This window comes from Streptomyces daliensis (genome assembly GCF_054782395.1).
In genome coordinates this window covers 88616-108744 of record NZ_BAAGSO010000093.1, presented here as the reverse complement: position 1 = coordinate 108744, position 20129 = coordinate 88616, and the positions used below count along the sequence as shown (strand labels likewise).

The following is a 20129-nucleotide window of genomic DNA, read 5'->3' as shown; positions in this document are numbered from 1 at the left end:
CCCGCCTGGAGATGAGGCGGTGGCCGAGGCCGGGCCCGAGCCCGCCGCTCCTCGTCCCGGTGTCACGGAGCCGTACGCCTCCACCTCGCCAGGCGACGAGACGGCAGCCGACACCGGGACCGGCGCCGACCCTGCGCCCGCCGAGGGCGGCGACCCCGGGCCCGGTCCCGGCGCCCCGCCCGGTGGCCGGGCCCCGTCCGGGCCAGGCGCTGGCCCCGGGGGCGGGCGTGATGTGACGCAGCCGTCGCCCCTCGTCCCCGGCCCTCGCACCGCTCCCGACGAGCGCGCCCCGTCCTCGCCCGCCCGCGCAGCGGAACTCGTGCCGCGTCCAGCGCACGTCGGCGAGGCACCGCCCGCGCACGGCGCCGAGCCCGTCGCGCTGCCCGCCGCCGACCCGGCCGCGCTCTCGGAGCTGGTGCCCGACACCGTGCTCGACGGCGCGCACTACGGCTCCTTGACCCTCCGCGCCGCCTCCGTGCGGGGCGAGGCGGCCCGCCGGAGCGGTGACCTGCGCGCGGACGCGCTGCTCACCGCGCGGTTCGGCGAGGGCGAGAACGCGCTGCTGATGGTCGCCGTCGCGGCGGGGCCGCGCGGCGTACCCGGCGCGCACCGCGCGGCGCGCGAGGTGTGCCAGTCGATCGGCGGCGCGCTGGGCCGCAGCCACGCCCGCCTCGTCGAGGACATCCACGGGGGCCGGAGGGAGGCGCTGAAGTCCGGCCTGAACCGTCTCACCGACCGCAGCTACGGCATGCTGCGCGCCCAGGCCGCCGCGCTGGGCCTGCGGCCCGACCAGTACACGGCCGATCTGCGCTGCCTGCTGCTGCCCGCCGACCCGCGCTGCTCGACGCGGGTCTTCTTCGGAGCCGGAGAGGGCGGCCTCCTCCGGCTGCGCGACGGCTCCTGGCAGGACCTGGAGCCCGCCGTGCCGGACGAGAAGGACGTGACCGGCGCGCCCGTCGTCGGCTACGGCGCACGCCCGTACGAGCCCACCGGCGCCCAGGACCGGGCCGCCGCGCCGGAGCCCACCATGGACCTGCGCATCCAGCCGCTAGGACAGCCACCAGGCCAGCCGCCCGGCCCGGCGCCCGCCCCGCCCGACCCGCGAGAGACGCCCCAGGGCGCCGAAGCGGAGGGCTTCCGGCGCCGCCGCTTCCGGTTCCGCGCGTCCGTCGCGCGCCCCGGCGACACGCTGCTCCTGTGCAGCCCGGGCTTCGCGGCGCCGATGCGCGAGGAGCCCGCCTTCGCCGCGCACCTCGCCGCACGCTGGGGCGAGGTGGCGAAGGGCGAGCCGCCCGGCCTGGCCGCCTACCTCGCCGACGTGCAGCTCCGGGCGCGGGGACACGACGGGGACCGTACGGCCGTGGCCGTATGGGAGAGCTGACCCGCCCGCCAAGGGCAGGACGGGGCGGACAGCACCGGATCGGATGAACCCGGCGTCGTCCGTACGGCTGGAAGCGAGGCGCGACGGTGGCCCGGCCCCCACCCGCACGGGAGGGTCATGGGCAGTGCCCGGCACGCGGCGGGCGCCGTCCTCGTCGCAGAAGCAGAAAGGGGTCCGTGGACCCGTGCGTGCGCGATATCAGCTTCCGGAAGCCCCGACCAGCGCCGCGCGGCGAACGGCGCCCCCTCACCGCCGGGGCCGCGCGCTCGCCCGTGCGGCGGCGCTGGTCTGCGCGGGCACGGCCGTCGCCGCGCTCGTCTGCCCGACGGCCCTCGCCGGGCCTCGGCCCGGACCGCCTCCGCAGGGCCCCGCCGCCATCGGCGACGTACCACGCCCGGAGGTGCCCGTGCGGTTCAGGGACGGTAAGGGTCTGGTCGCGCTCGGCGAGGCCGTGCGCGCGAAGCTCGGTACCCAGGCCGTCGCCGTGACCAAGAGCCGCGCCGACGTGAGCGAGCGCGCGGGCGCCGACCTCGTGCGGGGCGGCGGTGCCGGGCTGCCCGTCGACGAGCGCAGCCACCTCGCCGTGGGCGGCGGCAGGATCAAGGGCGGCGTCGTCGCGTACGGGAGCGGCCTGACGTTCGCCGACGCCGGGGCCGGTACGCGCGTCACCCTCGGCGGCCTCCAGACCGACCTGGACACCCGCACCGTCACGGGCCGCATCGACGGCAAGCCCGCCTATCTGGGGCGCTTCAAGAGCGAGGGTGACACGCGCGTCACGCGGGACGGCTCGGTGCGGTTCCGGGGCGCGCTGGTGCTCAGCGACAACGCGGCGAGCGAACTGAGCGCGGCCCTGGGCGTCCCGGCCGTCTCCGGTGGCGACGTCCTCCTCACGGTCGCGACGACGGCCTCCCTCGACGTCACCGAGGAGGCCAGGACCGCGCTGCACCCGTAGACACGGGATCCGGGCCCTGGACAGAGACGGTGCCCGGTCCCGCGCCGGTAGACGACGGGGACCGGGCACCGTGCGTGCCGTGCGGCTCGACGGGTCACGCGACGGTTCGACGGGTCAGGGGCGCGGGCCTGGCCGTCGAGCCGGCCGTTCCCGCGCCGCCCTCAGCCGAACTGCCGCTCGATCTCGGCGAGTTTCTCCTCCAGCGAGTCGAGCCGCGGACTGGCGGCGTTGGACTCGTCGTCGGCCCCTGACCTGTCCTGCGGGCTCCCGTCCCTGCGCCTGTCCGTCCCGCGCGACCGCGCCTCCGCGCCGGGGCCGCCCGCCGGACCCGCCGACGCCGAGCCCGCCGAGCCAGCGCCGCCGTCGTCCACGACGGCCTGGAGCGCGGGCCGCGACCGCGCGGGGAGCTGGCCCGGGGCGCCGCCTCCGGGGTCGGCGGCGAGTGCGGCACCCGGCGTGGTGCCCGGCGTGGCACCCGGCTGGGCGACGGTGCCCGCTCCCGGCGCCGCCAGCTCCACATCGAGCTGACGGGAGCCGCGCCCCCTGCCCCACATGCGGTGCTGGCGGTTGAGTGCCTTGACCCGGGCCCGGTCCAGCTTCTCCTGCTCCCTTCTGCGGATACGGTCCTGCTCGTTCCTGCGGCGCTCGTCGCGCACCTCGTCGACCGCCTCGTCCAGCGTCCGTACGCCTTCCAGCAGCATCAGCGACCAGGCGCGGAACGTCTCCCGCGGCGCGCGCACCCAGCGCACGACCCGGATCTGCGGCAAAGGGCGCGGCACCAGGCCCTGTTCGCGCAGCGCGGCGCGCCGGGTCTGCTTGAGCGCGCGGTCGAAGAGGATCGCGGCGGAGAGTGACATCCCGGCGAAGAACTGCGGTGCCCCGGCGTGGTCGATGCCCCGGGGTGCGTGCACCCAGTTGAACCAGGCGGCGGCGCCCGCGAACGTCCACACCAGCAGCCGGGACCCGAGTGAGGCGTCGCCGTGGCTGGCCTCCCGCACGGCGATCACCGCGGAGAACATGGCGGCGCCGTCGAGGCCGAAGGGGACGAGGTACTCCCAGCCGCCGGAGAGCCGCAGGTTCTGGCGGCCGAAGCCGACGAGCCCGTGGAAGGAGAGCGCCGCGGCGACCGCCGCACAGCAGAACAGGAGCAGATAGGCCGCCGTCGCGTACAGCGTCTCCTTGCGGCGTCGACGCTCTTCCATACGCTCCCACGAGTCCGCCTGCGCGCCCTTGTCCTGCCCGTCACCGCCGGCACCACTGGCACCGTTCTCCCCGTGCTTGCGTCCCCGTGTCATCACGACGACCGCCGCGAGGGCGCCCACGAGCAGCACGGCGCTCGCCAGTACCCAGTTCAGCGATATGTCCGTCAGTCTCATCGGCTGTGCCCCTTGCCGCACGGCGGACCACACATCGGAGGACCGGAAGACCGGGGGACCGGCGGCGCCGTGCTCGCTTGGCTTGCTTCGCTGTCGCCGAGCATCTTGGCTCAGCGGCACCTCGCGGCAGGCGGTTTCGCCACAAGAGACAGCCAAAGGGCGTCGGTCCCCACGGACAGGGGCGTTCTGGGTCGAACGGGCTAGCGGCTGCTGGTCAGCCGCTCGACGCGCTCGGCGTCACAGGTGCGCGGGCAGGTGACGCAGGTGTCCTCGGGGCGGAGGGTGTAGAAGAAGCAGCAGCTCGCGCGGTCGCGCGTCGCCAGGGTCTCGCCCTCGGGCCCGGTCAGCTCGCGGAAGGAGGCGCCCTGCGCGTACGGCGCGGTGGCGCCCGGCAGCAGCTCGCCCGCCTCGCGCATCGCGCGCTCCTCCTCGCCGAGGAGGTGCCCGAGATACCAGAGGCCCTCGGTGATCTCGTCCGTCGCCATGCCCCACAGCGCCCGCTCCCTGCGCCGCATGCGCGGCCGGAAGCCTTCGAGGACCGGGGCCAGATGCTCGGCCACCGCCTGTCGCACCTCGGCGCGCAGCGCCTCCTCGTCGGGGACGACGCGCGCGCCGGGGGAGCCGGCCGCCGGGTCGTCCGGGAGGCACGCGAACTCCTGGATGCGGACGGAGACCTGGCCGAGCGTCCGCTGGAAGGAGACCGCCTCGGCCGGGATGCGCGGCACCCGCCGGTACAGGAACCAGGGGATGGTGACGAGCAGGCAGACCGGGTACGCGTAGCGGTGGAGGCCGAAGCTCGCGATGACGTCGGGGCGCGCCCGCTTCCCGTAGTCGCGGAGCACCTGCGCGTCGTCCCAGGAGAGGAAGTCCTCCAGTGCCGCGCCGCCCTCGGCGAGCTCCGTCGCGCGGACCCATCCTTCGCCGGTGCGCGGCTGCTCGCTCTCGATGACGGTCAGATACGGGAAGACCTCGGTCAGCCGCGCGTAGGCGGCCGTGAACGGCGAGACGGCGCTGGTCGCGGCGGGCGGGGCGAGGGCGCGCATAGCCATGGAAGGACCACCGAATCGACGATCATTAGCAGGTAAGCCTTACCTTACCCGAAAAGATCGAGGTTTGATCTCGCGGCTCCTCCGCCTATCGTGCTCATCGACACCAGGAGGGGACAGATGGAGCAGACCCGAGCGGAGGGGCCCATACGGCCCGGACGTAACGCGCTCCGGACCCGCGTCCCAGCCCAGTCGGGGCCCGCCTCGCGGGCCGACGGCGATCCGGCGGCGCGCGGCGAACACGTGCACAGCGAACCGGCTCCGCCGGGCACGGCGACGGCCCCGCCCGAGCGTCCCGCCGCCCCCGCTCCCTCCGCTACCTCTGCCGGACGTGTCCCCGCGCCCGCCGCTGCCCGCGTACTGGCTCCCGGCGCGCCCGGAGCCGTGAAGCCGAAGCTGCCGGAACGTCACTCCGTACGCGCACAGATCCTCTCCGCGCTGCGCGACGCGCTGCTCTCCGGCGAACTCGCCTCCGGCGAGGTCTACTCGGCGCCCGCGCTCGCCGAACGCTTCGGCGTCTCCCCGACGCCCGTGCGCGAGGCCATGCAGCAGCTCGCCAGCGAGGGCTCGGTCGAGACCGTGCCCAACCGCGGCTTCCGCGTCGCCGAGTGCAGCGCGCGCGACCTCGCCGAACTCGCCGAGATACGCGTGATGCTGGAGGTTCCCGCGGTGCTGCGGCTCGCCCGTACGGTGCCGCCCGAGCGCTGGGACGACCTGCGCCCCCTCGCCGACGACACCCTGACGGCGGCGGCGCGCGGCGACCGCAGCGCGTACGCCGCCGCCGACCGCGTCTTCCACCGCGCCCTGCTGGAGCTGACGGGCAACCGGCGGCTGGCCGAGGTCGCCGAGGACGTCCAGTTGCGCGCCCAGCGCTGCCCGGCCCGCACGGCGGCACAGGCACCGGGTGCGAAGGCGGCGTGCGCCGCCGAGCTGCTGGGCGAGGCGTCCGAGCACCTGGCGCTGCTCGACGCGCTCCAGTGCCGCGACCTTGTCACGGCGGAACGTGTGCTGCGCGAGCACGTCGCCGCGGCCGGTTAGGGCGTGCCGTCGAAGTCCCGTCCGGGCTCCGGCCCGGCTCTCTATCTCTGGTAAGAGATCGCGATCGTTCCGACGGCGGATGTCCGTCGGTACGCGGGCACTTAGCGTGGGACGGGTCCGGAAACGGATGGATGCCCACATCTTCTGGAGGACCCGTGATTTCCTGACGCGCCCCTGACCGCTGTTGTCCCCGCGACCGCCGATGCCCGCCGGGGCCCGTCGAACGGGCCCCGGCGGGCGCCTGTCCGAAAACCGGTTGCTCCGGGGGAGGGGCGCCGGGCCAGGATGCCGCGTATGCGGATCGGCGTGATCGGACTGAGGCAGGGGCTGCACCTGGCGGGCTGGTGCCGCCGGCTCGGCATGGACGTCGTGGCGGCGTGCGACCACGACGGCGGGCGGCGCGCCGCGGCCCGAGCCGAACTGCCGGGCGCCGTGCTGACGGAGCGGTGGCAGGACCTCCTGGAGCACCGTATCGACGGGGTGGTGCTCGCCAACGACTTCGACGCGCACGCGCCGCCCGCCATCGCCTTCCTGGACCGTGGCGTGCACGTGCTGTCCGAGAGCGCGGCGTGCGCGGACGAGGAGGAGGGGCGACGGCTCATCGCCGCGACGGAGCGCTCGTCCGCCACGTACTCCTTCGCCGAGAACTACGTGGCCCACCCGCACGTCCGCCTCCTGCGCGCGGCGGCCGACGCCGGGGAACTGGGCCGCGTCGGCATGGTCGAGGCCGACTACCTGCACGGCATGTCCCCCGAGGACGTCGCAGCGCTCGTCGGCGACCCCGCACACTGGCGCGGACGCATCGCGCCCACCGCCTACTGCACCCACACCCTCTCCCCGGTGCTGGCGCTCACGGACGCCTGGCCCGTGGAGGTGACGGCGTTCCTGGCCGACGAGAGCGAGCCGCGCGCCGCGGTCGTCATGGCCGTACGGCTGTCCACCGGCGCGCTGGCCCTCACCCGGCACGGCTTCCTCCAGGGCGAACCGGACAGCCACTGGAGCTGGGTCTCCGTGCGCGGAGCCCGTGCGCTCGCGGAGTCCGTCCGCGCGCCCGGGGAGCGGGCCTGGTCGGTGCGGATCAGGACGGAGGCGTGGGCGTCCCCCGACGGCCGCACCCGCGAGGAGGAGCGCACACCGCCCCCGTACACGCTGAACGGGCGGCCCGTGGAGCGCGCGGCCGAGGGCACGGTGCGGATGCTCCAGGCATTCCGGGACACGGCCGTGCACGGCGAGCCGCCGCTGGTAGCGGTGCGGCCCGCCGTCGCGGCATCCCTGGTCGGAGTGGCCGCTGCCGCATCACTGACGAACGGCTCCCGCCCGACACCGGTACCCGACGTCTCCACCTGACACGGATGACCGGGGCACCGCCGCCCGCCGGGCCAATGCCCCGGCTCGCTGCGTCCGTTGCGGGTGCTGTGGCTGCCAGGTCCGCTACGTGCCGGTGGCGGGCTGCGGGCCAACGCCCGTGTTCGCTGCGCCCGTTCCGGGTGGCGTGGCTGCCGCGCGTCCGTCGGGTCGGGCGCATCTGCCAGGTCCCGGTGCGGCAGGTCCGCTGTGCGGCCTGTGCCGGGCGCTGGGCCAATGCCCGCGCCTGGTGAGTCCGTTGCGGGTGCGCGTGCGCGTCAGCCGTATCCGCCCAGGTCCGCTGCGCGCCGGTGGCGGGCTGCGGGCCAACGTCTCGGTCCGCAGTGTCGGCCACAGCCGGTACCCGACGTCTCCGGCTGACGCGGAGGGCCGGGGCGCCGCCGCCCGCCGGGCCAACGCCCCGGCGCGCTGCGCCCGTTCCGGGGGCCGCGTCGGCCGGGGCCGTCGGGTACCGTCCGGTGGGTTCGATATGTGTCGGTGTCGGGCGACGGGTCAATGTCCCGGCCCGGCAGTTCCGTTGCAGGCTCCGTGACCGCCACGCGTCCGCCGGAGCGGGAGCATCTGCCAGGTCCGGTGCGTCAGGTCTGCTCTGCGGCCGGTGCCGGGCGCCGGGCCAATGCTCGTGCCCGGCGGGCCCGACCCGGCAGGTCCGCTAGGCGTCGGTGTCGGGGGGCGGGAGGTGGTCGGCGAGCCAGGTGGGGATGCCGTCGAGGAGGCGGAAGAGGCGGGCTGCCTCCGCGCGCAGTCGGCCGGACTCGGGCTCGGGCTGTGCGTCGGCCAGTGCCGCGAGCGCGGGGGCCATTCCGACGAGGAACCCCAGTTCCTCGCGCAGCCGCAGCGACTCGGTGAACCCGTGCCGTGCCTCGGCCAGTTCGCCGTCCCGTAGCGCGAGCCCGGCCAGGTGCCGCCAGGTGAACGAGCACAGCAGTGTGTTCCCGTGCGCCGTGGCCCCGGCGTGGGCGCGGCGGTAAGCGGCGCGTGCCGCCTGGGGGTTGTCGCTCAGGTGCTCCGCGACGAGTCCGCGCCGGAAGTCCAGCGAGGCACGCGCCCGCGCGGCGGGCGCGAGCAGCGCAGCCGCTCTGCCGAGCGCGGCGCGTGCCTCGTCGGCGCGGTCGCGCACGCCCAGCACCGTGGACGCGTAGGCGAGATGGCCGCGTTCGCAGGCCGCGGCGCCCCGCTCGTCGTCGTGGTGCGCCACCGCCTCGGCCACCCGCAGCGCGTCCTCGGCCGCCGCCCAGCCCTCGGCCGTGAACATGCACCGCTCCACGAGCAGTGCGGCGCGCCGTACCGAGGCGTCCGGGTCGGTCTCGGCGTACGGCTCCAGCAGCACGGCGGCGTCGTCCCAGCAGCCGCGCGACCTCAGCCGCCACACCGCGGCGTCCAGTGCCGGGCCCTTCGCCGCGTCTCCCGCGGGGCCTGTCGGACCCGTCGGACCCGTCACCGTGTCCACTGCCGCACCCTCCGCCGGATCTCCTGCCCCCGAGCCCTTTCCCGTGCTCTCCGTCCTGCTCTCCGTCGGGTCTTCCGGCGGGCCCGCCGCCGACCCCCGTGTGCGACCGTTCGCCGGACCGCCCGTGACGACCTCCTCGTTGAACGCGGGGAGGCGGTCTCCTCCGCCTCCGGGATCCAGCCGTACCGAACGTGACGAACGTGACATGGCGGTCTCCGCCACAGTGTCCTCCCCAAGCGCACCGTCGAGCTTCGAGCCGGATGTGAGCGCATCTCAGCACGGAGTGACGCCCGGGGCCAAGGGGCTGGTGTGAATCAGTTCACAAAGTTTTACCCGAGGGGCCTGTCTGCCAAGCGCTGTCGCGCAGCAACCGCAGCCCGTTGAGCCCGACCAGTACCGTCGACCCCTCGTGTCCCGCCACGCCCAGCGGCAGCGGCAGCGTCCCGAGGAGGTCCCAGGCCACCAGCACCGCGATCGCCGTACCCGCGATGACCAGGTTCTGCTTCACGAGGCGCCGCGCGCGCCGCGAGAGGGCGACGACGGCGGGCACGGCGCCGAGTTCGTCGCGTACGAGCACGGCGTCCGCGCTCTCCAGCGCGAGGTCGGAACCGGCGCGGCCCATGGCGAGCCCCGTGTGCGCGGAGGCGAGCGCGGGCGCGTCGTTGACGCCGTCGCCGACGAACAGCAGGCGCTGCCCCGACGCCTCCTCGGCCCGTACGGCCTCGGCCTTCTCGTCGGGCAGCAGCCCGGCCCGCACCTCGCCGACCCCGGTCTCCGTGGCCAGCCGCAGGGCCGCGCCGTGGTGGTCGCCGGTGAGCAGCAGGGGTGCCCTGTGCGTGAGTTCACGAAGTCGGCCGACGGCGGCCCGCGCCTGCGGCCTGGGCCGGTCCTCGAACGCCAGCACCCCGGCCGGTACCCCGTCGACCCGCACGACGGCTCCCGTCAGCCCCGCGCCCTCGATCTCGCCGACGAGCGCGCCGAGTTCGTCGAGTTCGCCGTTCGCGGCGCCCCGCGCCACGTCAGCCGACGGCTCGGGCCCGTACGCGGGCACCCGTACGGGCGCCGACGCGGGTGTCCGCGTGACCGCTCGGGTGGGCGCGCCGACCTCCACGCGTACGCCCTCGACCTCGGCGCTCACCCCGCGCCCGGGCCGGGCCGTGAACTCCCGCGCGGGGAGCACGGGGAGGCCCCGCTCGCGGGCCGCCGTGACGACGGCGCGCGCCAACGGGTGCTCGCTGTCGCGCTCGGCCGCCGCGGCGAGCGCCAGCAGACGGTCGGCGGCCACCGCCGCACCGGCCCCGTCCGCACCGGACCCGCCCGCGACGGACCCGCCCGCGACGGGCCGTGCCTCGACGAGCCGTGGGGCGCCCTCCGTCAGCGTCCCCGTCTTGTCGAACGCGACCCGGGTGACCGTCCCCAGCCGTTCCATCACGGCGGCCGACTTGACCAGCACGCCGTGCCGCCCCGCGTTGGCGATGGCCGCGAGCAGCGGCGGCATGGTGGCGAGGACGAGCGCGCAGGGCGAGGCCACGATCATGAACGTCATGGCCCGTGTCAGCGCCGCCGCCAGCTCCGCGCCGAAGGCCAGCGGCACGGCGAAGACGGCGACCGTCGCCGCGACCATGCCCAGCGCGTAGCGCTGCTCGACCTTCTCGACGAAGAGCTGTCCCGGTGCCTTGGTGCGGCTGGCCTCCTCCACCATGGCGACGATGCGCGCGATGACGGACTCCTCGGCCGCGCGCGTGACGCGCAGGCGCAGTGAGCCGCTGCCGTTGAGTGTTCCGGCGAAGACCTCGTCGCCCACGGACCTGGGCACGGGCAGCGGCTCGCCCGTGACGGTCGCCTGGTCCACGTCGCTGGCGCCCGCCAGGACCGTGCCGTCGGCGCCGACGCGCTCGCCGGGCCGCACGAGGACGATGTCCCCCGGCACCAGGTGCCGCGTCTCCAGGGACTCTTCGGCTCCGTCCACCGTGACGCGGGTGGCCCGCTGGGGCGCGAGGTCGAGGAGACCGCGTACGGAGTCGGCGGTGCGCTGCGTCGCGAACGCCTCCAGCGCGCCGGACGTCGCGAAGATGACGATCAGCAGCGCGCCCTCCAGCGGCTGCCCGATGGCGGCGGCGCCGAGCGCGGCGACGACCATCAGCAGGTCCACGTCGAGGGTCTTCTCGCGCAGCGCCGCGAGCCCCTCCTTCGCGGGCTCCCAGCCGCCCGCCGCGTAGCAGAGGGCGTAGCAGGCCCAGGCGCACCACGCGGGCGCGGGGGAGAGGTCGAGCGTCAGCCCGAGCAGGAAGGCCACCGCCGCGGCCCCCGCCCAGCGGGCTTCGGGCAGGCGGTCGATACGGGTCATCGCCATGACGGAGGGCACCTCGGCGGTGTGGGGGCGGATGTGTGGCAGAGGGGGTGCGAACCGCTCGACGGGGCGGCCCACAGGAAGAAGTGTATACATGAACACGTCTTCATGTATTGCGCGGACCGTACCATGCCTGTCATGGGACACGGAGTGGAAGGCCAGGGCGCCCCGGCTGCCAAGCTGGACGCGGAGAGCGCGGCGTCCGTCGCCGCCACCCTCCAGGCGCTGGCGACCCCCTCGCGCCTGCTGATCCTGGCGCGTCTGCGGGAGGGGCCGCTCCCCGTCACGGAGCTGGCCGAGGCGGTCGGCATGGAGCAGTCGGCGGTCTCGCACCAGTTGCGGCTGCTGCGCGCGCTGAGCCTCGTCGGCAGCGAGCGCCAGGGGCGCCGCATCGTCTACAGCCTCCACGACAACCACGTGGCCCAGCTCCTCGACGAGGCCGTCTACCACATCGAGCACCTGAGCCTCGGCGTCCGCGACCACGCCTCGGGCCCCCGCACCCAGGGCTGAGACCCCGCGAGGCCGGCCCTGGGGCCGGAGGCCCGAACCGAGCCCGCCGCTACTACGGCCTCGGCAGCCCTGGCCCCTCGCACCGCACGTCCGCGTCGGGCGCGCCGTCCCCCGTCAGGTACGCGGCCACCGTGCCGTCCACGCAGTCGTCGCCGCGACTGGCGAAGACGCCGTGGGAGTAGTCGTTCCGCAGTGTCACCAGCCGGGAGCCGGGCGGCAGTCCCGCGCGCAGCTCACGCGCGCCCTCGATCGGCGTGACGGGGTCGTGCTCCGAGGCGACCAGCAGCACCGGCGGCGCGTGCGGCGCGCTGAGCGGGGTGCGGTGCGCGGGCGTGTGGGACCAGTACGCGCACGCTGACGCCTCAAGTCCGGTGAGGACGGGCAGCGGGTCGGCGCGCCGCAGCGCGCGGATGTCGCGCAGTACGCGGGACGGGCCAGGGCCTGGCCCGTCGGCGCACTTGACGGTGCGGTTGGCGGCCTCGTAGTTGCGCGACTCGGGCCCGTCGAAGGGGTCCTCGGGCCGCAGCCCCGCCACGTCGCCGTCGCGCAGATACGCGCGCAGCCCCTCGCCGAGCCCCGCCCAGCGCTCGGTGCGGCCGAGCGCGCGGTAGACGGCGCGGTCGAACTCCGCCGGGCCGAACCCGTCGACGGGTCGCGCCGCGAGCCCCGCGCGCACCTTCGCGTACGAGGCACGCACCTCCTCCGCCGTGCCGCCGAGCCCGAAGCGACCGGAGTGCGCGGAGTGCGCGGAACGGCCGGAGTGCCCGGAACCCTCGTCGCCGCCCTCCGCGAGCCAGCCGAAGAGGGTCTGGCGCTGGCGCAGCAGCGCGCGGGCCTGCCGTACGTCGAACTCGTGCCAGTCCCAGGGGCCCACCGCGCTGTCCAGCACCATCGGCCCCGTCCGGTGCGGATGGAGCGCTGCGTAGGCGGCGCCGAGGTAGGTGCCGTAGCTGACGCCGAGGTAGGCGATCCGCCGCTCGCCGAGTGCCGCGCGGATGTCGTCCATGTCGTGCGCGGTCTCCGTCGTGGACAGATGCGGCAGTGCCTCGCCCACACCCCGCGCGCAGTCGTCGGCCATGCGCCGCTGCGAGGCGAGATACGCGCGCTCCGCTTCCCGTCCGCGCGGTACCGGGTCGGCGCCCGGCGTGTCGAAGAGGCCGCCCATGTCGCCGCAGTCGGCGGGTGCGCTGTGGCCGACGCCGCGCGGGTCGAAGCCGATGACGTCGTAGGCGCGCCGCACCCGCTCGGGGAGCTTGGCGCGCTTGGTCACCGCGTACGACAGCCCGGAGCCGCCCGGCCCGCCGGGGTTGACGAGGAGGACGCCGCGCCGTTCTCCGGGCGTGCCGGAGGCGGGCACACGCGAGACGGCGATGTCCAGGTGCCGCCCCTCGGGGTGGCCGTGGTCCAGCGGTACGCGCACCGTGCCGCACTCCACCCGGTCGGGGGCCGGGGGAGCGGGCACGGAGGCGGGGCAGTCGCCGAAGGCGATACGGGTTCCGGTTCCGGGTCCGGTGCCGGAGTGATCGGCGGGCGGGACGGACGGTGCGGAGGGGGCCACCGTCGTCGCGACGGCGGCGCCCGCGAGGAGCGCGCGGAGCAGGGAAGTCCGGTGCGGGCGCCGGGACATGAGCCGGGATATGAGGGGGGAGGGCACGGTCTCGCAATCAGGGTGAGGGGCGGGGGCGCGTCGGAGAGTGGCGCGCGAACGACATGACATTGAAAATGATTATCGATAGCGTGTGTGCTCGGTCAACACGGCCCGCCCCGGAAACCGGCGCGCGGGACCCGTGTGCGTAGGCGTGCCATCGCGAGGCGAGGGAGAGTCGTGGGTCATCTGCTGATGGTCGAGAGCTGGGTCGGATCGATGAGCAGGCTGCTGCCTCGCGCGATCCGGGAGGACGGGCACGAGTTCACGTTCCTCACCAGGGACCTGCACCACTATCTGAGGTCGGCGCCCGAGGGGGTGGCGCATCCGCTGCTCGGCGCGTGCAACGTCCTCACGGCCGAGACGAACGCCACCGACGCGCTGCTGCCCCACGTGGAGAAGCTGCACGAGGTGTTCGGGTTCGACGGAGTCCTCACGTCCTGCGACTACTACCTGCCCACCGTCGCCCGCCTCGCGGAACACCTCGGGCTCCCGGGGCCCTCGGCCGACTCCGTGGCCCGCGCCTGCCGCAAGGACGAGACGCGCCGCGCCCTGGAAGACGCCGGGGTGCCGGGGCCGCGCTTCGCGGTCTGTACGGACTGGGCCGCGGTGGTGTCGTCGGCCCGCGAGATCGGCTACCCGCTGGTGCTCAAGCCGGTCGACCTGTGCGCCGGGATGTACGTGCGCCGCGTGGACGACGAGGTCGCTCTCGCCCGCGCCTACCGCGACCTCGACGGCTTCCCCGTCAACGCGCGCGGCCAGCGCCGGGTGACCTCCGTGCTGCTGGAGGAACTGCTCGAAGGGCCCGAGGTCAGCGTCGAGACCGTGTCCTTCGCGGGGACGGCGCACGTCGTCGGCGTCACCGACAAGAGCATCGGCGGCGCGCCCGCCTTCGTCGAGACGGGGCACATGTTCCCCGCGCGACTCGCCCCCGGACAGGCCGAGGCGGCGGCGGACACGGCGCTGGCGGCGCTCAAGGGCCTCGGGCTCGACCAGGTCGTCGCGCACACCGAGATCAAGCTGACCCCGGACGGGCCCCGCGTCGTCGAGGTCAACCCGCGCCCCGCGGGCAACCGCATCACCGAACTCGTACGCCACGTCACCGGCATCGACCTCGCGGCGGCCTGCGTCGACGTCGCGCTGGGCCGCGCGCCCGAACTCGGGCCGCGCGCCACGGGCGTGGACAGCGCCGCCATCGGCTTCCTCCTGCCGGAGGAGGAGGGCGTGCTGGAGGGCTTCGACGGTGCCGAGGCGCTGGAGGAGTGCCCCGGAGTGCTGGAAGTCCAGTTCGCGAAGGCGGGCACGGCGGTCAGGCCCGCCGACAGCAACAACACCTACCTCGGCCACGTCATGGCCGCCGACCCCGAGGGCGGCGCGGCACGCGAGCGCGTCGAGGCCCTGCTGTCCGCCGTCGGCCCCCGGGTGGCCCGCCGATGACGGCCCCCGGCACGGCGACGGAGCCTGGCGAGGCTGTGGGGTCCGGCACGGCTACGGGACCCGGCACGGCTACGGGACCCGGCGAGGGCGACGCGGTCGGGCGGCTCGTGCGGCGGGTGCGGGACGGCGCGTTCGGGCCCGACCCCGCCGGGCTGCGGATCACCGTGGCCTTCTCGACCAGCCAGGCCGTACGCCATGAAGGGCGCGGCTCCGGCTACCGCAACGAGGTGCTCAGCCTCCGTCTCGGCTCGGCCGTCGGCTCGTGCGCGACGGAGCCGGGCGAACTGCCCGCTGCGGCGCTCGACACGTGCGTCGGCGCGGACGTCGCCACCCTCCTCGGGCACCCGCTGCCCGCCGTGCGCACGGCCGCGCTGGACGCCTACCTCATGCACGTACTGCCGCACACGCCCGAACACGGCGCCAGCCCCTACGCGCTGGCGGCGGGCAGCTCGCTGGAGAAGTCGCGGGCGCGGGCGCGGGCCGTCGTGGACCTGCTCGACGTGGCACCCGGCGCCACCGTGCTCGTCGTCGGCGTCGTCAACTCGCTGCTGGAGGCGCTGCGTTCGCGCGGGCTGAGCTATGTGCCCTGCGACCTCAAGGGCGGCGAGACCGAGTGGGGCGAACCCGTGCGCACCGACGCGCGGGCGGAGGCGGAGGCGGAGCGCTGCGACGCGGTGCTCGCCTCCGGCATGACGCTCGGCAACGGCAGCTTCGAGGCGCTGCGCCGGTGCGCGGTGCGGCGCGGCATCCCGCTCGTGATGTTCGCGCAGACCGGCAGCGCCGTGCTGCCCAGGCTGCTGGACGACGGAGTGAGCGCGGTGTGCGCCGAGCCGTACCCGTTCTTCTGGCTCGACGGCGGCCCCGGCACCGTCCACCGCTATGGCGCCGTCCACCGCTACGGCACCGTCGGTCAATCCGGTGCCGTCGGCCGTCACGGAGCCGCCTCATGACCCCGGCCGCCACGGCGGGTGCCGCGCCCGGCGCGGCGCGCCCCGCCACCGCCAACCCCGACCTGCTCGCGCTCGTCGGCCGTACCCCGCTCGCCCGCATCACCAGCGACCTGCCCTGCGCGCAGCCCGGCTTCTGGGCCAAGCTCGAAGGGCTGGGCGCGGGCGGCATGAAGGCGCGGGCCGCCGTCTCCATGCTCATGGGCGCCCGCGAACGCGGCGAACTCCCGCCCGGCGCGCCCGTGGTGGAGTCCACCTCCGGCACCCTCGGCATCGGCCTCGCCTTCGCGGGCCAGGCGCTCGGCCACCCCGTCGTGCTGGTCGGTGACACCGAACTGGAGCCCTCCATGCGGCAGTTGCTGCGCGCTTACGGGGCACGGCTGGAGCTGGTCGACCGTCCGGCCGAGCGCGGCGGCTGGCAGGCGGCGCGGCTGCGGCGGCTGCGGGAGCTGCTGGCCACGCTGCCCGGCGCGTACTGGCCCGACCAGTACAACAACCCCGACAACACCGCCGGTTACGCCTCCCTCGCCGCCGAACTCGCCAGCCAGCTCGACCACCTCGACGTGCTGGTGTGCAGCGTCGGCACGGGCGGGCACAGCGCGGGCATCGTCGCGCCGCTGCGCCGCCACTGGCCGCGGCTGCGGCTGATCGGGGTCGACGCCACCGGCTCGACCATCTTCGGGCAGCCCGCCAGGCCCCGTCTGATGCGCGGGCTCGGCAGCAGCATCCACCCGCGCAACGTCGCCTACGACGCCTTCGACGAGGTCCACTGGGTCGGCCCGGCCGAGTCGGCCGACGCCTGCCGACGGCTCGCGCGCGGCAGCTTCGTCAGCGGCGGCTGGAGCACGGGGGCCGCCGCGCTGGTCGCGGCGTGGGCCGCGCGCGTACACCCGGGCGCGGTCGTCGCCACCGTCTTCCCCGACGGGCCGCACCGCTACCTCGGCACCGTCTACGACGACGACTTCACCACCGCGCACGGCATCGACCCCGCGAGCGCCGCGACCCGGCCCGTTGAGATCCCGCATCCGCGTGCCGCCGAGGCGACGGGCTGGACGCGCTGCGCGACCGTCCTCGATCCGAAGGCCGAGCCGCGCGGGACCTCCGTTTTTCCGGCCGCGTTTCCGGCCGCGTTTCCGGGTGCGGGTGCGGGTGCGGGTGCGGGTGCGGGTGCGGGTGCGGTTCCGGCTGCCCGGCCGGGGGTGCCCGGTCCTTCGACGTCCACCAGGGAGGCCCTGTCATGAAGACCGCCGTCCGTACCGTCCGGCTCCGGCTCGCCGAACCCCTGCGCATCTCCCGCTCCACCATGACAGCGCGCGACGCGGTCTGGTTCACGGTCGAGCACGGCGGGCTGCGCGGGCACGGTGAGGCCGTGGCCAGCGCGTACTACGGGCTCGACGCCGACACCCTGACCCGGCTGCTGACCGAGGCGGGCACGCGCCTGGAGCACTGCCCTGATCCGGAGACGGCCTTGGACGCGCTGCGCGAGGACGGGTTCCCGTGGACCGGTGCGGACAGGGGTGCGGGCGCGGGGGTGCCAGGGGCCGTCGTCGCGGCCGTCGAGTCGGCGCTGCTCGACCTCGCGGGCAAGCGCGCGGGCGCCCCCGTGCACCGCCTGCTGGGCTCCTTCGCGCCGCCCTGCGCGCCGACCGCGCGCACCATCGGCATCACGACGACCGAGCGCGCCGCCGTCCTCGCGCACTGCCTCGCCGAGAGCGGCTTCACCCTGCTCAAGGCCAAGGCGGGCGCGCCTGACCCGGAGGACGACCTCGCCCGCGTACGCGCCATCCGCGACCACGCCCCCCACGTGCGCCTCCTGCTCGACCCCAACGGCGCGTGGACGCCGGAGCAGGCGCTGCGGCTGCTGCCCAGGTTCGCCGAACTCGGCGTCGAGGCCGTCGAACAGCCCCTCGCGCCCGGCGACCCCGAGGCGCTGGCCAGGCTCGCCGAGACAGCACCGCTGCCGGTCATCGCCGACGAGGACGCGGTGACCTTCGAGGACGCGCGGCGCCTCGCCGGCCGTGTGCACGGCGTCAACGTCAAGCTCGCCAAGTGCGGCGGCGTCCACGCGGCCCTGCGCATCGCGGAGCTGCTCGCCGGGACCGGCACGGAGCTGATGCTCGGCTGCCTCACCGCCAGCTCCCTCGGCATCGCGCCCGCCGTGCACCTCGCGGGCCGCGCCCGCTGGGCCGACCTGGACGGGCACCTGCTCCTCGCGCACGACCCCTGGACGGGCATCGGCGGCACGGACGGGACGGTACGGGCGAGCGACCGCGCGGGCCTGGGCGTCCGGCCCGCGCCCGAGGAGTCCGCGCCCGAGGAGTCCGCGCCCGAGGAGTCCGCGCGCGACGGGTCCGCGCCCGAGGGGACGGTGCCCGGAGGTTCCGCCCGCGACGGGGCCGCCGTGCCGGACAGGTCCACGCGTTCCGCACACCCCACCCACCCGGAAAGGCCCCAGCGTGCAGACGTGGCGTGAGATGCGGGAGTTCCCGCTCGCGATACGCCTCCTCCTGGTCAACCAGCTCGGCGTCAACACCGGCTTCTACCTCCTCATCCCCTACCTCGCCACCCACCTCGGCGAGGATCTGGGGATGTCGGCGGCCGTCGTCGGCATCGTCCTCGGTGTCCGCAACCTCAGCCAGCAGGGGCTCTTCATCATCGGCGGCTCGGCCGCCGACCGGCTCGGCGCGCGCCGCGTGATCATCGCCGGGTGCGCCCTGCGGACCGTGGGCTTCGGCCTGTTCGCGCTCGGCGACGGGCTCGGGGTGCTGCTGGCGGCCTCCGTGCTGAGCGGGTTCGCCGGGGCCCTCTTCAACCCCGCCGTACGCGCGTATCTCGCGCAGGAGGCGGGGGAGCGGAAGGCCGAGGCGTTCGCGCTGTTCAACGTGTTCGCGACGACCGGAGCGCTCGTCGGCCCGCTGCTCGGCAGCGCGCTGCTCCTCGTCGACTTCCGCGTCTCCGCGCTCACCGCCGCCGCGCTCTTCGCGCTGCTCACCGTCGCGCAGGCCATGGTGCTCCCCGCGCGCGAGGTGCCACCGGCGCGCGGCAGCGTGCTGGGGGACTGGCGCGAAGTCCTCGCCAACCGCGCGTTCCTGGCCTTCGCGCTCGCCATGGTCGGCATGTTCACCCTGGAGAACCAGCTCTACCTGCTGCTGCCCGACGGAGCCCGCGCCGCCACCGGCTGGGCGGGCGCGGCGGGACTGGTCTTCCTCGTCGGCACCCTCGCCAACCTCGGCCTCCAGATGCGCCTGACCCGGATACTGAAGCGGCGCGGCGGCAGAGGGATCTGGATAAGCGCGGGGGTGGCCCTGATGGGGCTGGCCTTCGTGCCGCCGCTGCTGGTCGCGGGGCGGGGCGCCGGCGCCGGGGGCGCGGGCCAGGACGGGGGGACGGGGCAGGCGCTGCTCGCCCTGCTGCCGGTCCTGTGCGGGGCGCTGCTGCTCTACCTCGGCGTGATGATCGCCCAGCCGTTCGTCATGGAGCTGATACCCGACTTCGGGCGAGCCGAGCTGACCGGCACCTACTTCGGGGTCTTCTACGTCGTCTCCGGCATCGCGGCTGCGGGCGGCAACGCCTTGGTCGGCTGGGCCATGGACGCGGGCGCTGCGCGCGGTGCCGCGTGGCTGCCGTGGGTGTGCTGCCTGTGCTTCGGGCTGCTGTCGGCCGCGGGGGTCTGCTGGCTGCGGCGGCTGCGCGCACTGCCCGTACGAGCCATCCCGGCGGCGGCACACGCCCCGGCCTCAGTGTGAGGGGAACCACCACCATGACCACCGACCAGTCCACCACCGACCAGTCCACCACCGACGAGCGGCCCGTCGACGCCGACGCCGAGTCCGACGCCAACCTCCTCACCGACAACCCCGCGCTGTACGAGGCCCGCTTCCCGGACCGGGAACGGCTCGCCGCACGCTGGGCCGAGGACTGCCTGCGCCGCCACGGGGCCGGACGGCGCGTGCTGGACCTGGGCTGCGGCACGGGGCGCGACGCGGCGCACCTGTCAGCGGCCGGGCGCCACGTCGTGGGCGCCGACCTGTCCGAGGCCATGCTCGCCCACGCCCGCACCCACCACCCCGGACCCGCCTACGCCCGCGCCGACCTGCGCGGGTTCGACCTGGGCGCGGGCGCGTTCGACGCCGTCGTCTGCCTCGACAGCGCGCTGCTCTACTGCCACGGCAACGACGAACTCGACGGCTTCTTCGACTCCTGCCACCGCGCCCTCGACCCCGGCGGCCTCCTCGTCGCGGAGATGCGCAACGGTGCTTTCTTCCTCGGCCGTACGGAACTCCTCGACGCGCCCGCCGAGAACTCCTTCACCTGGCACGGCACCGGCTACCGCTCCGTCACCACCCTCTGGGCCGACCGCACCGCCCAACTGCTGCGCCGCAGGCGCGTGTGGACCGCCGACGACGGCTCCCCGCCGCGCGAACAGCACTCGGCGTGGCGACTGCTGTTCCCGCAGGAGCTGCGCTACTTCCTGACGGTGCACGGCTTCACCGTCCTCGAACTGCACGACGGCCCTGGGCCGCGCACGGAGCCTCGCTGGACGGAGGGCGACGAGCCGGGCCGTACGGCGGACGCGGACCGCCTGCATGTCGTGGCCCGCAGGAACTGACGGATAACACCTTTCAGATAACA

Annotated in this window: 16 protein-coding genes; 11 read left to right on the top strand and 5 right to left on the bottom strand. The window is 75.4% G+C overall.

The window, feature by feature from the left end; translation table 11 throughout:
* The first annotated feature begins 19 nt into the window (after positions 1-19).
* Both ACYVOO_RS22605 and ACYVOO_RS22600 read left to right on the top strand, forming a co-directional pair.
* Positions 20-1381 (top strand): protein phosphatase 2C domain-containing protein, encoded by a 1362-nt coding sequence (locus tag ACYVOO_RS22605; protein WP_461017500.1) that lies wholly within the window; start codon positions 20-22, stop codon positions 1379-1381.
* A gap of 184 nt (positions 1382-1565) precedes the next feature.
* Positions 1566-2333, top strand: a complete 768-nt coding sequence (locus ACYVOO_RS22600) for a hypothetical protein (protein WP_461017491.1) — start codon at positions 1566-1568, stop codon at positions 2331-2333.
* Between the two features lie 161 nt (positions 2334-2494).
* Here ACYVOO_RS22600 and ACYVOO_RS22595 read toward each other — a convergent pair whose 3' ends face one another.
* Together ACYVOO_RS22595 and ACYVOO_RS22590 are read right to left on the bottom strand one after the other, a co-directional pair.
* On the bottom strand, positions 2495-3709 hold the full coding sequence (locus ACYVOO_RS22595; RefSeq protein WP_461017490.1) for a DUF2637 domain-containing protein: 1215 nt from the start codon (positions 3707-3709) through the stop codon (positions 2495-2497).
* A 200-nt stretch (positions 3710-3909) separates the two neighbouring features.
* Complete coding sequence (locus tag ACYVOO_RS22590; RefSeq protein ID WP_461017489.1) at positions 3910-4758, bottom strand: (2Fe-2S)-binding protein; 849 nt, start codon at positions 4756-4758, stop codon at positions 3910-3912.
* A 117-nt stretch (positions 4759-4875) separates the two neighbouring features.
* On the opposite strand from ACYVOO_RS22590, the gene ACYVOO_RS22585 reads away from it, so the two are divergent.
* Entirely contained in the window at positions 4876-5793 is a 918-nt protein-coding gene (locus ACYVOO_RS22585) for a GntR family transcriptional regulator (protein ID WP_461017488.1), read from the top strand.
* A 294-nt stretch (positions 5794-6087) separates the two neighbouring features.
* The gene (locus ACYVOO_RS22580) at positions 6088-7140 is read left to right on the top strand and encodes a Gfo/Idh/MocA family protein (RefSeq protein WP_461017487.1); all 1053 of its coding nucleotides are present in this window, start codon (positions 6088-6090) and stop codon (positions 7138-7140) included.
* 670 nt (positions 7141-7810) lie between these two features.
* Here the strand turns inward: ACYVOO_RS22580 and ACYVOO_RS22575 are convergent.
* Both ACYVOO_RS22575 and ACYVOO_RS22570 read right to left on the bottom strand, forming a co-directional pair.
* Positions 7811-8599 (bottom strand): hypothetical protein, encoded by a 789-nt coding sequence (locus ACYVOO_RS22575; RefSeq protein ID WP_461017499.1) that lies wholly within the window; start codon positions 8597-8599, stop codon positions 7811-7813.
* A 328-nt stretch (positions 8600-8927) separates the two neighbouring features.
* Positions 8928-10961, bottom strand: coding sequence for a heavy metal translocating P-type ATPase (locus ACYVOO_RS22570; protein ID WP_461017498.1), 2034 nt, complete (start codon positions 10959-10961; stop codon positions 8928-8930).
* 135 nt (positions 10962-11096) lie between these two features.
* Between ACYVOO_RS22570 and ACYVOO_RS22565 the strand changes: the two genes are divergently transcribed.
* Entirely contained in the window at positions 11097-11468 is a 372-nt protein-coding gene (locus ACYVOO_RS22565) for an ArsR/SmtB family transcription factor (RefSeq protein WP_453344606.1), read from the top strand.
* A 52-nt stretch (positions 11469-11520) separates the two neighbouring features.
* Here the strand turns inward: ACYVOO_RS22565 and ACYVOO_RS22560 are convergent, their stop codons facing one another.
* Positions 11521-13095 (bottom strand): alpha/beta fold hydrolase, encoded by a 1575-nt coding sequence (locus ACYVOO_RS22560; protein WP_461017486.1) that lies wholly within the window; start codon positions 13093-13095, stop codon positions 11521-11523.
* Positions 13096-13293: 198 nt separating this feature from the next.
* On the opposite strand from ACYVOO_RS22560, the gene ACYVOO_RS22555 reads away from it, so the two are divergent.
* From ACYVOO_RS22555 to ACYVOO_RS22530, 6 genes are read left to right on the top strand one after another with little or no spacing between them, the layout of a single operon-like run.
* Positions 13294-14550, top strand: a complete 1257-nt coding sequence (locus ACYVOO_RS22555; protein WP_461017485.1) for an ATP-grasp domain-containing protein — start codon at positions 13294-13296, stop codon at positions 14548-14550.
* Entirely contained in the window at positions 14547-15500 is a 954-nt protein-coding gene (locus ACYVOO_RS22550) for a Rossmann-like domain-containing protein (RefSeq protein ID WP_461017484.1), read from the top strand. The genes ACYVOO_RS22555 and ACYVOO_RS22550 overlap by 4 nt, the downstream gene beginning before the upstream one ends.
* Positions 15497-16738 carry a PLP-dependent cysteine synthase family protein gene (locus ACYVOO_RS22545; RefSeq protein ID WP_461017483.1) on the top strand — a complete coding sequence of 414 codons (1242 nt, stop codon included), beginning with the start codon at positions 15497-15499 and terminating at the stop codon, positions 16736-16738. The genes ACYVOO_RS22550 and ACYVOO_RS22545 overlap by 4 nt, the downstream gene beginning before the upstream one ends.
* The gene (locus ACYVOO_RS22540) at positions 16735-17970 is read left to right on the top strand and encodes a dipeptide epimerase (protein WP_461017482.1); all 1236 of its coding nucleotides are present in this window, start codon (positions 16735-16737) and stop codon (positions 17968-17970) included. The genes ACYVOO_RS22545 and ACYVOO_RS22540 overlap by 4 nt, the downstream gene beginning before the upstream one ends.
* Positions 17954-19243: an MFS transporter gene (locus ACYVOO_RS22535; RefSeq protein ID WP_461017481.1), complete on the top strand. Its 1290-nt coding sequence runs from the start codon at positions 17954-17956 to the stop codon at positions 19241-19243. Before ACYVOO_RS22540 ends, ACYVOO_RS22535 begins: the two co-directional genes overlap by 17 nt.
* Before the next feature lie 14 nt (positions 19244-19257).
* Positions 19258-20106, top strand: coding sequence for a class I SAM-dependent DNA methyltransferase (locus ACYVOO_RS22530; protein WP_461017480.1), 849 nt, complete (start codon positions 19258-19260; stop codon positions 20104-20106).
* Positions 20107-20129: the final 23 nt, after the last annotated feature.

Excerpts from the sequence above, each read along its gene's own strand:
- ACYVOO_RS22595 (WP_461017490.1), bottom strand. The coding sequence starts at position 3,709 with ATGAGACTGACGGACATATCGCTGAACTGGGTACTGGCGAGCGCCGTG.
- ACYVOO_RS22590 (WP_461017489.1), bottom strand. The coding sequence starts at position 4,758 with ATGGCTATGCGCGCCCTCGCCCCGCCCGCCGCGACCAGCGCCGTCTCG.
- ACYVOO_RS22585 (WP_461017488.1), top strand. The coding sequence starts at position 4,876 with ATGGAGCAGACCCGAGCGGAGGGGCCCATACGGCCCGGACGTAACGCG.
- ACYVOO_RS22580 (WP_461017487.1), top strand. The coding sequence starts at position 6,088 with ATGCGGATCGGCGTGATCGGACTGAGGCAGGGGCTGCACCTGGCGGGC.
- ACYVOO_RS22570 (WP_461017498.1), bottom strand. The coding sequence starts at position 10,961 with ATGGCGATGACCCGTATCGACCGCCTGCCCGAAGCCCGCTGGGCGGGG.
- ACYVOO_RS22565 (WP_453344606.1), top strand. The coding sequence starts at position 11,097 with ATGGGACACGGAGTGGAAGGCCAGGGCGCCCCGGCTGCCAAGCTGGAC.
- ACYVOO_RS22560 (WP_461017486.1), bottom strand. The coding sequence starts at position 13,095 with ATGTCCCGGCGCCCGCACCGGACTTCCCTGCTCCGCGCGCTCCTCGCG.
- ACYVOO_RS22550 (WP_461017484.1), top strand. The coding sequence starts at position 14,547 with ATGACGGCCCCCGGCACGGCGACGGAGCCTGGCGAGGCTGTGGGGTCC.
- ACYVOO_RS22545 (WP_461017483.1), top strand. The coding sequence starts at position 15,497 with ATGACCCCGGCCGCCACGGCGGGTGCCGCGCCCGGCGCGGCGCGCCCC.
- ACYVOO_RS22540 (WP_461017482.1), top strand. The coding sequence starts at position 16,735 with ATGAAGACCGCCGTCCGTACCGTCCGGCTCCGGCTCGCCGAACCCCTG.
- ACYVOO_RS22530 (WP_461017480.1), top strand. The coding sequence starts at position 19,258 with ATGACCACCGACCAGTCCACCACCGACCAGTCCACCACCGACGAGCGG.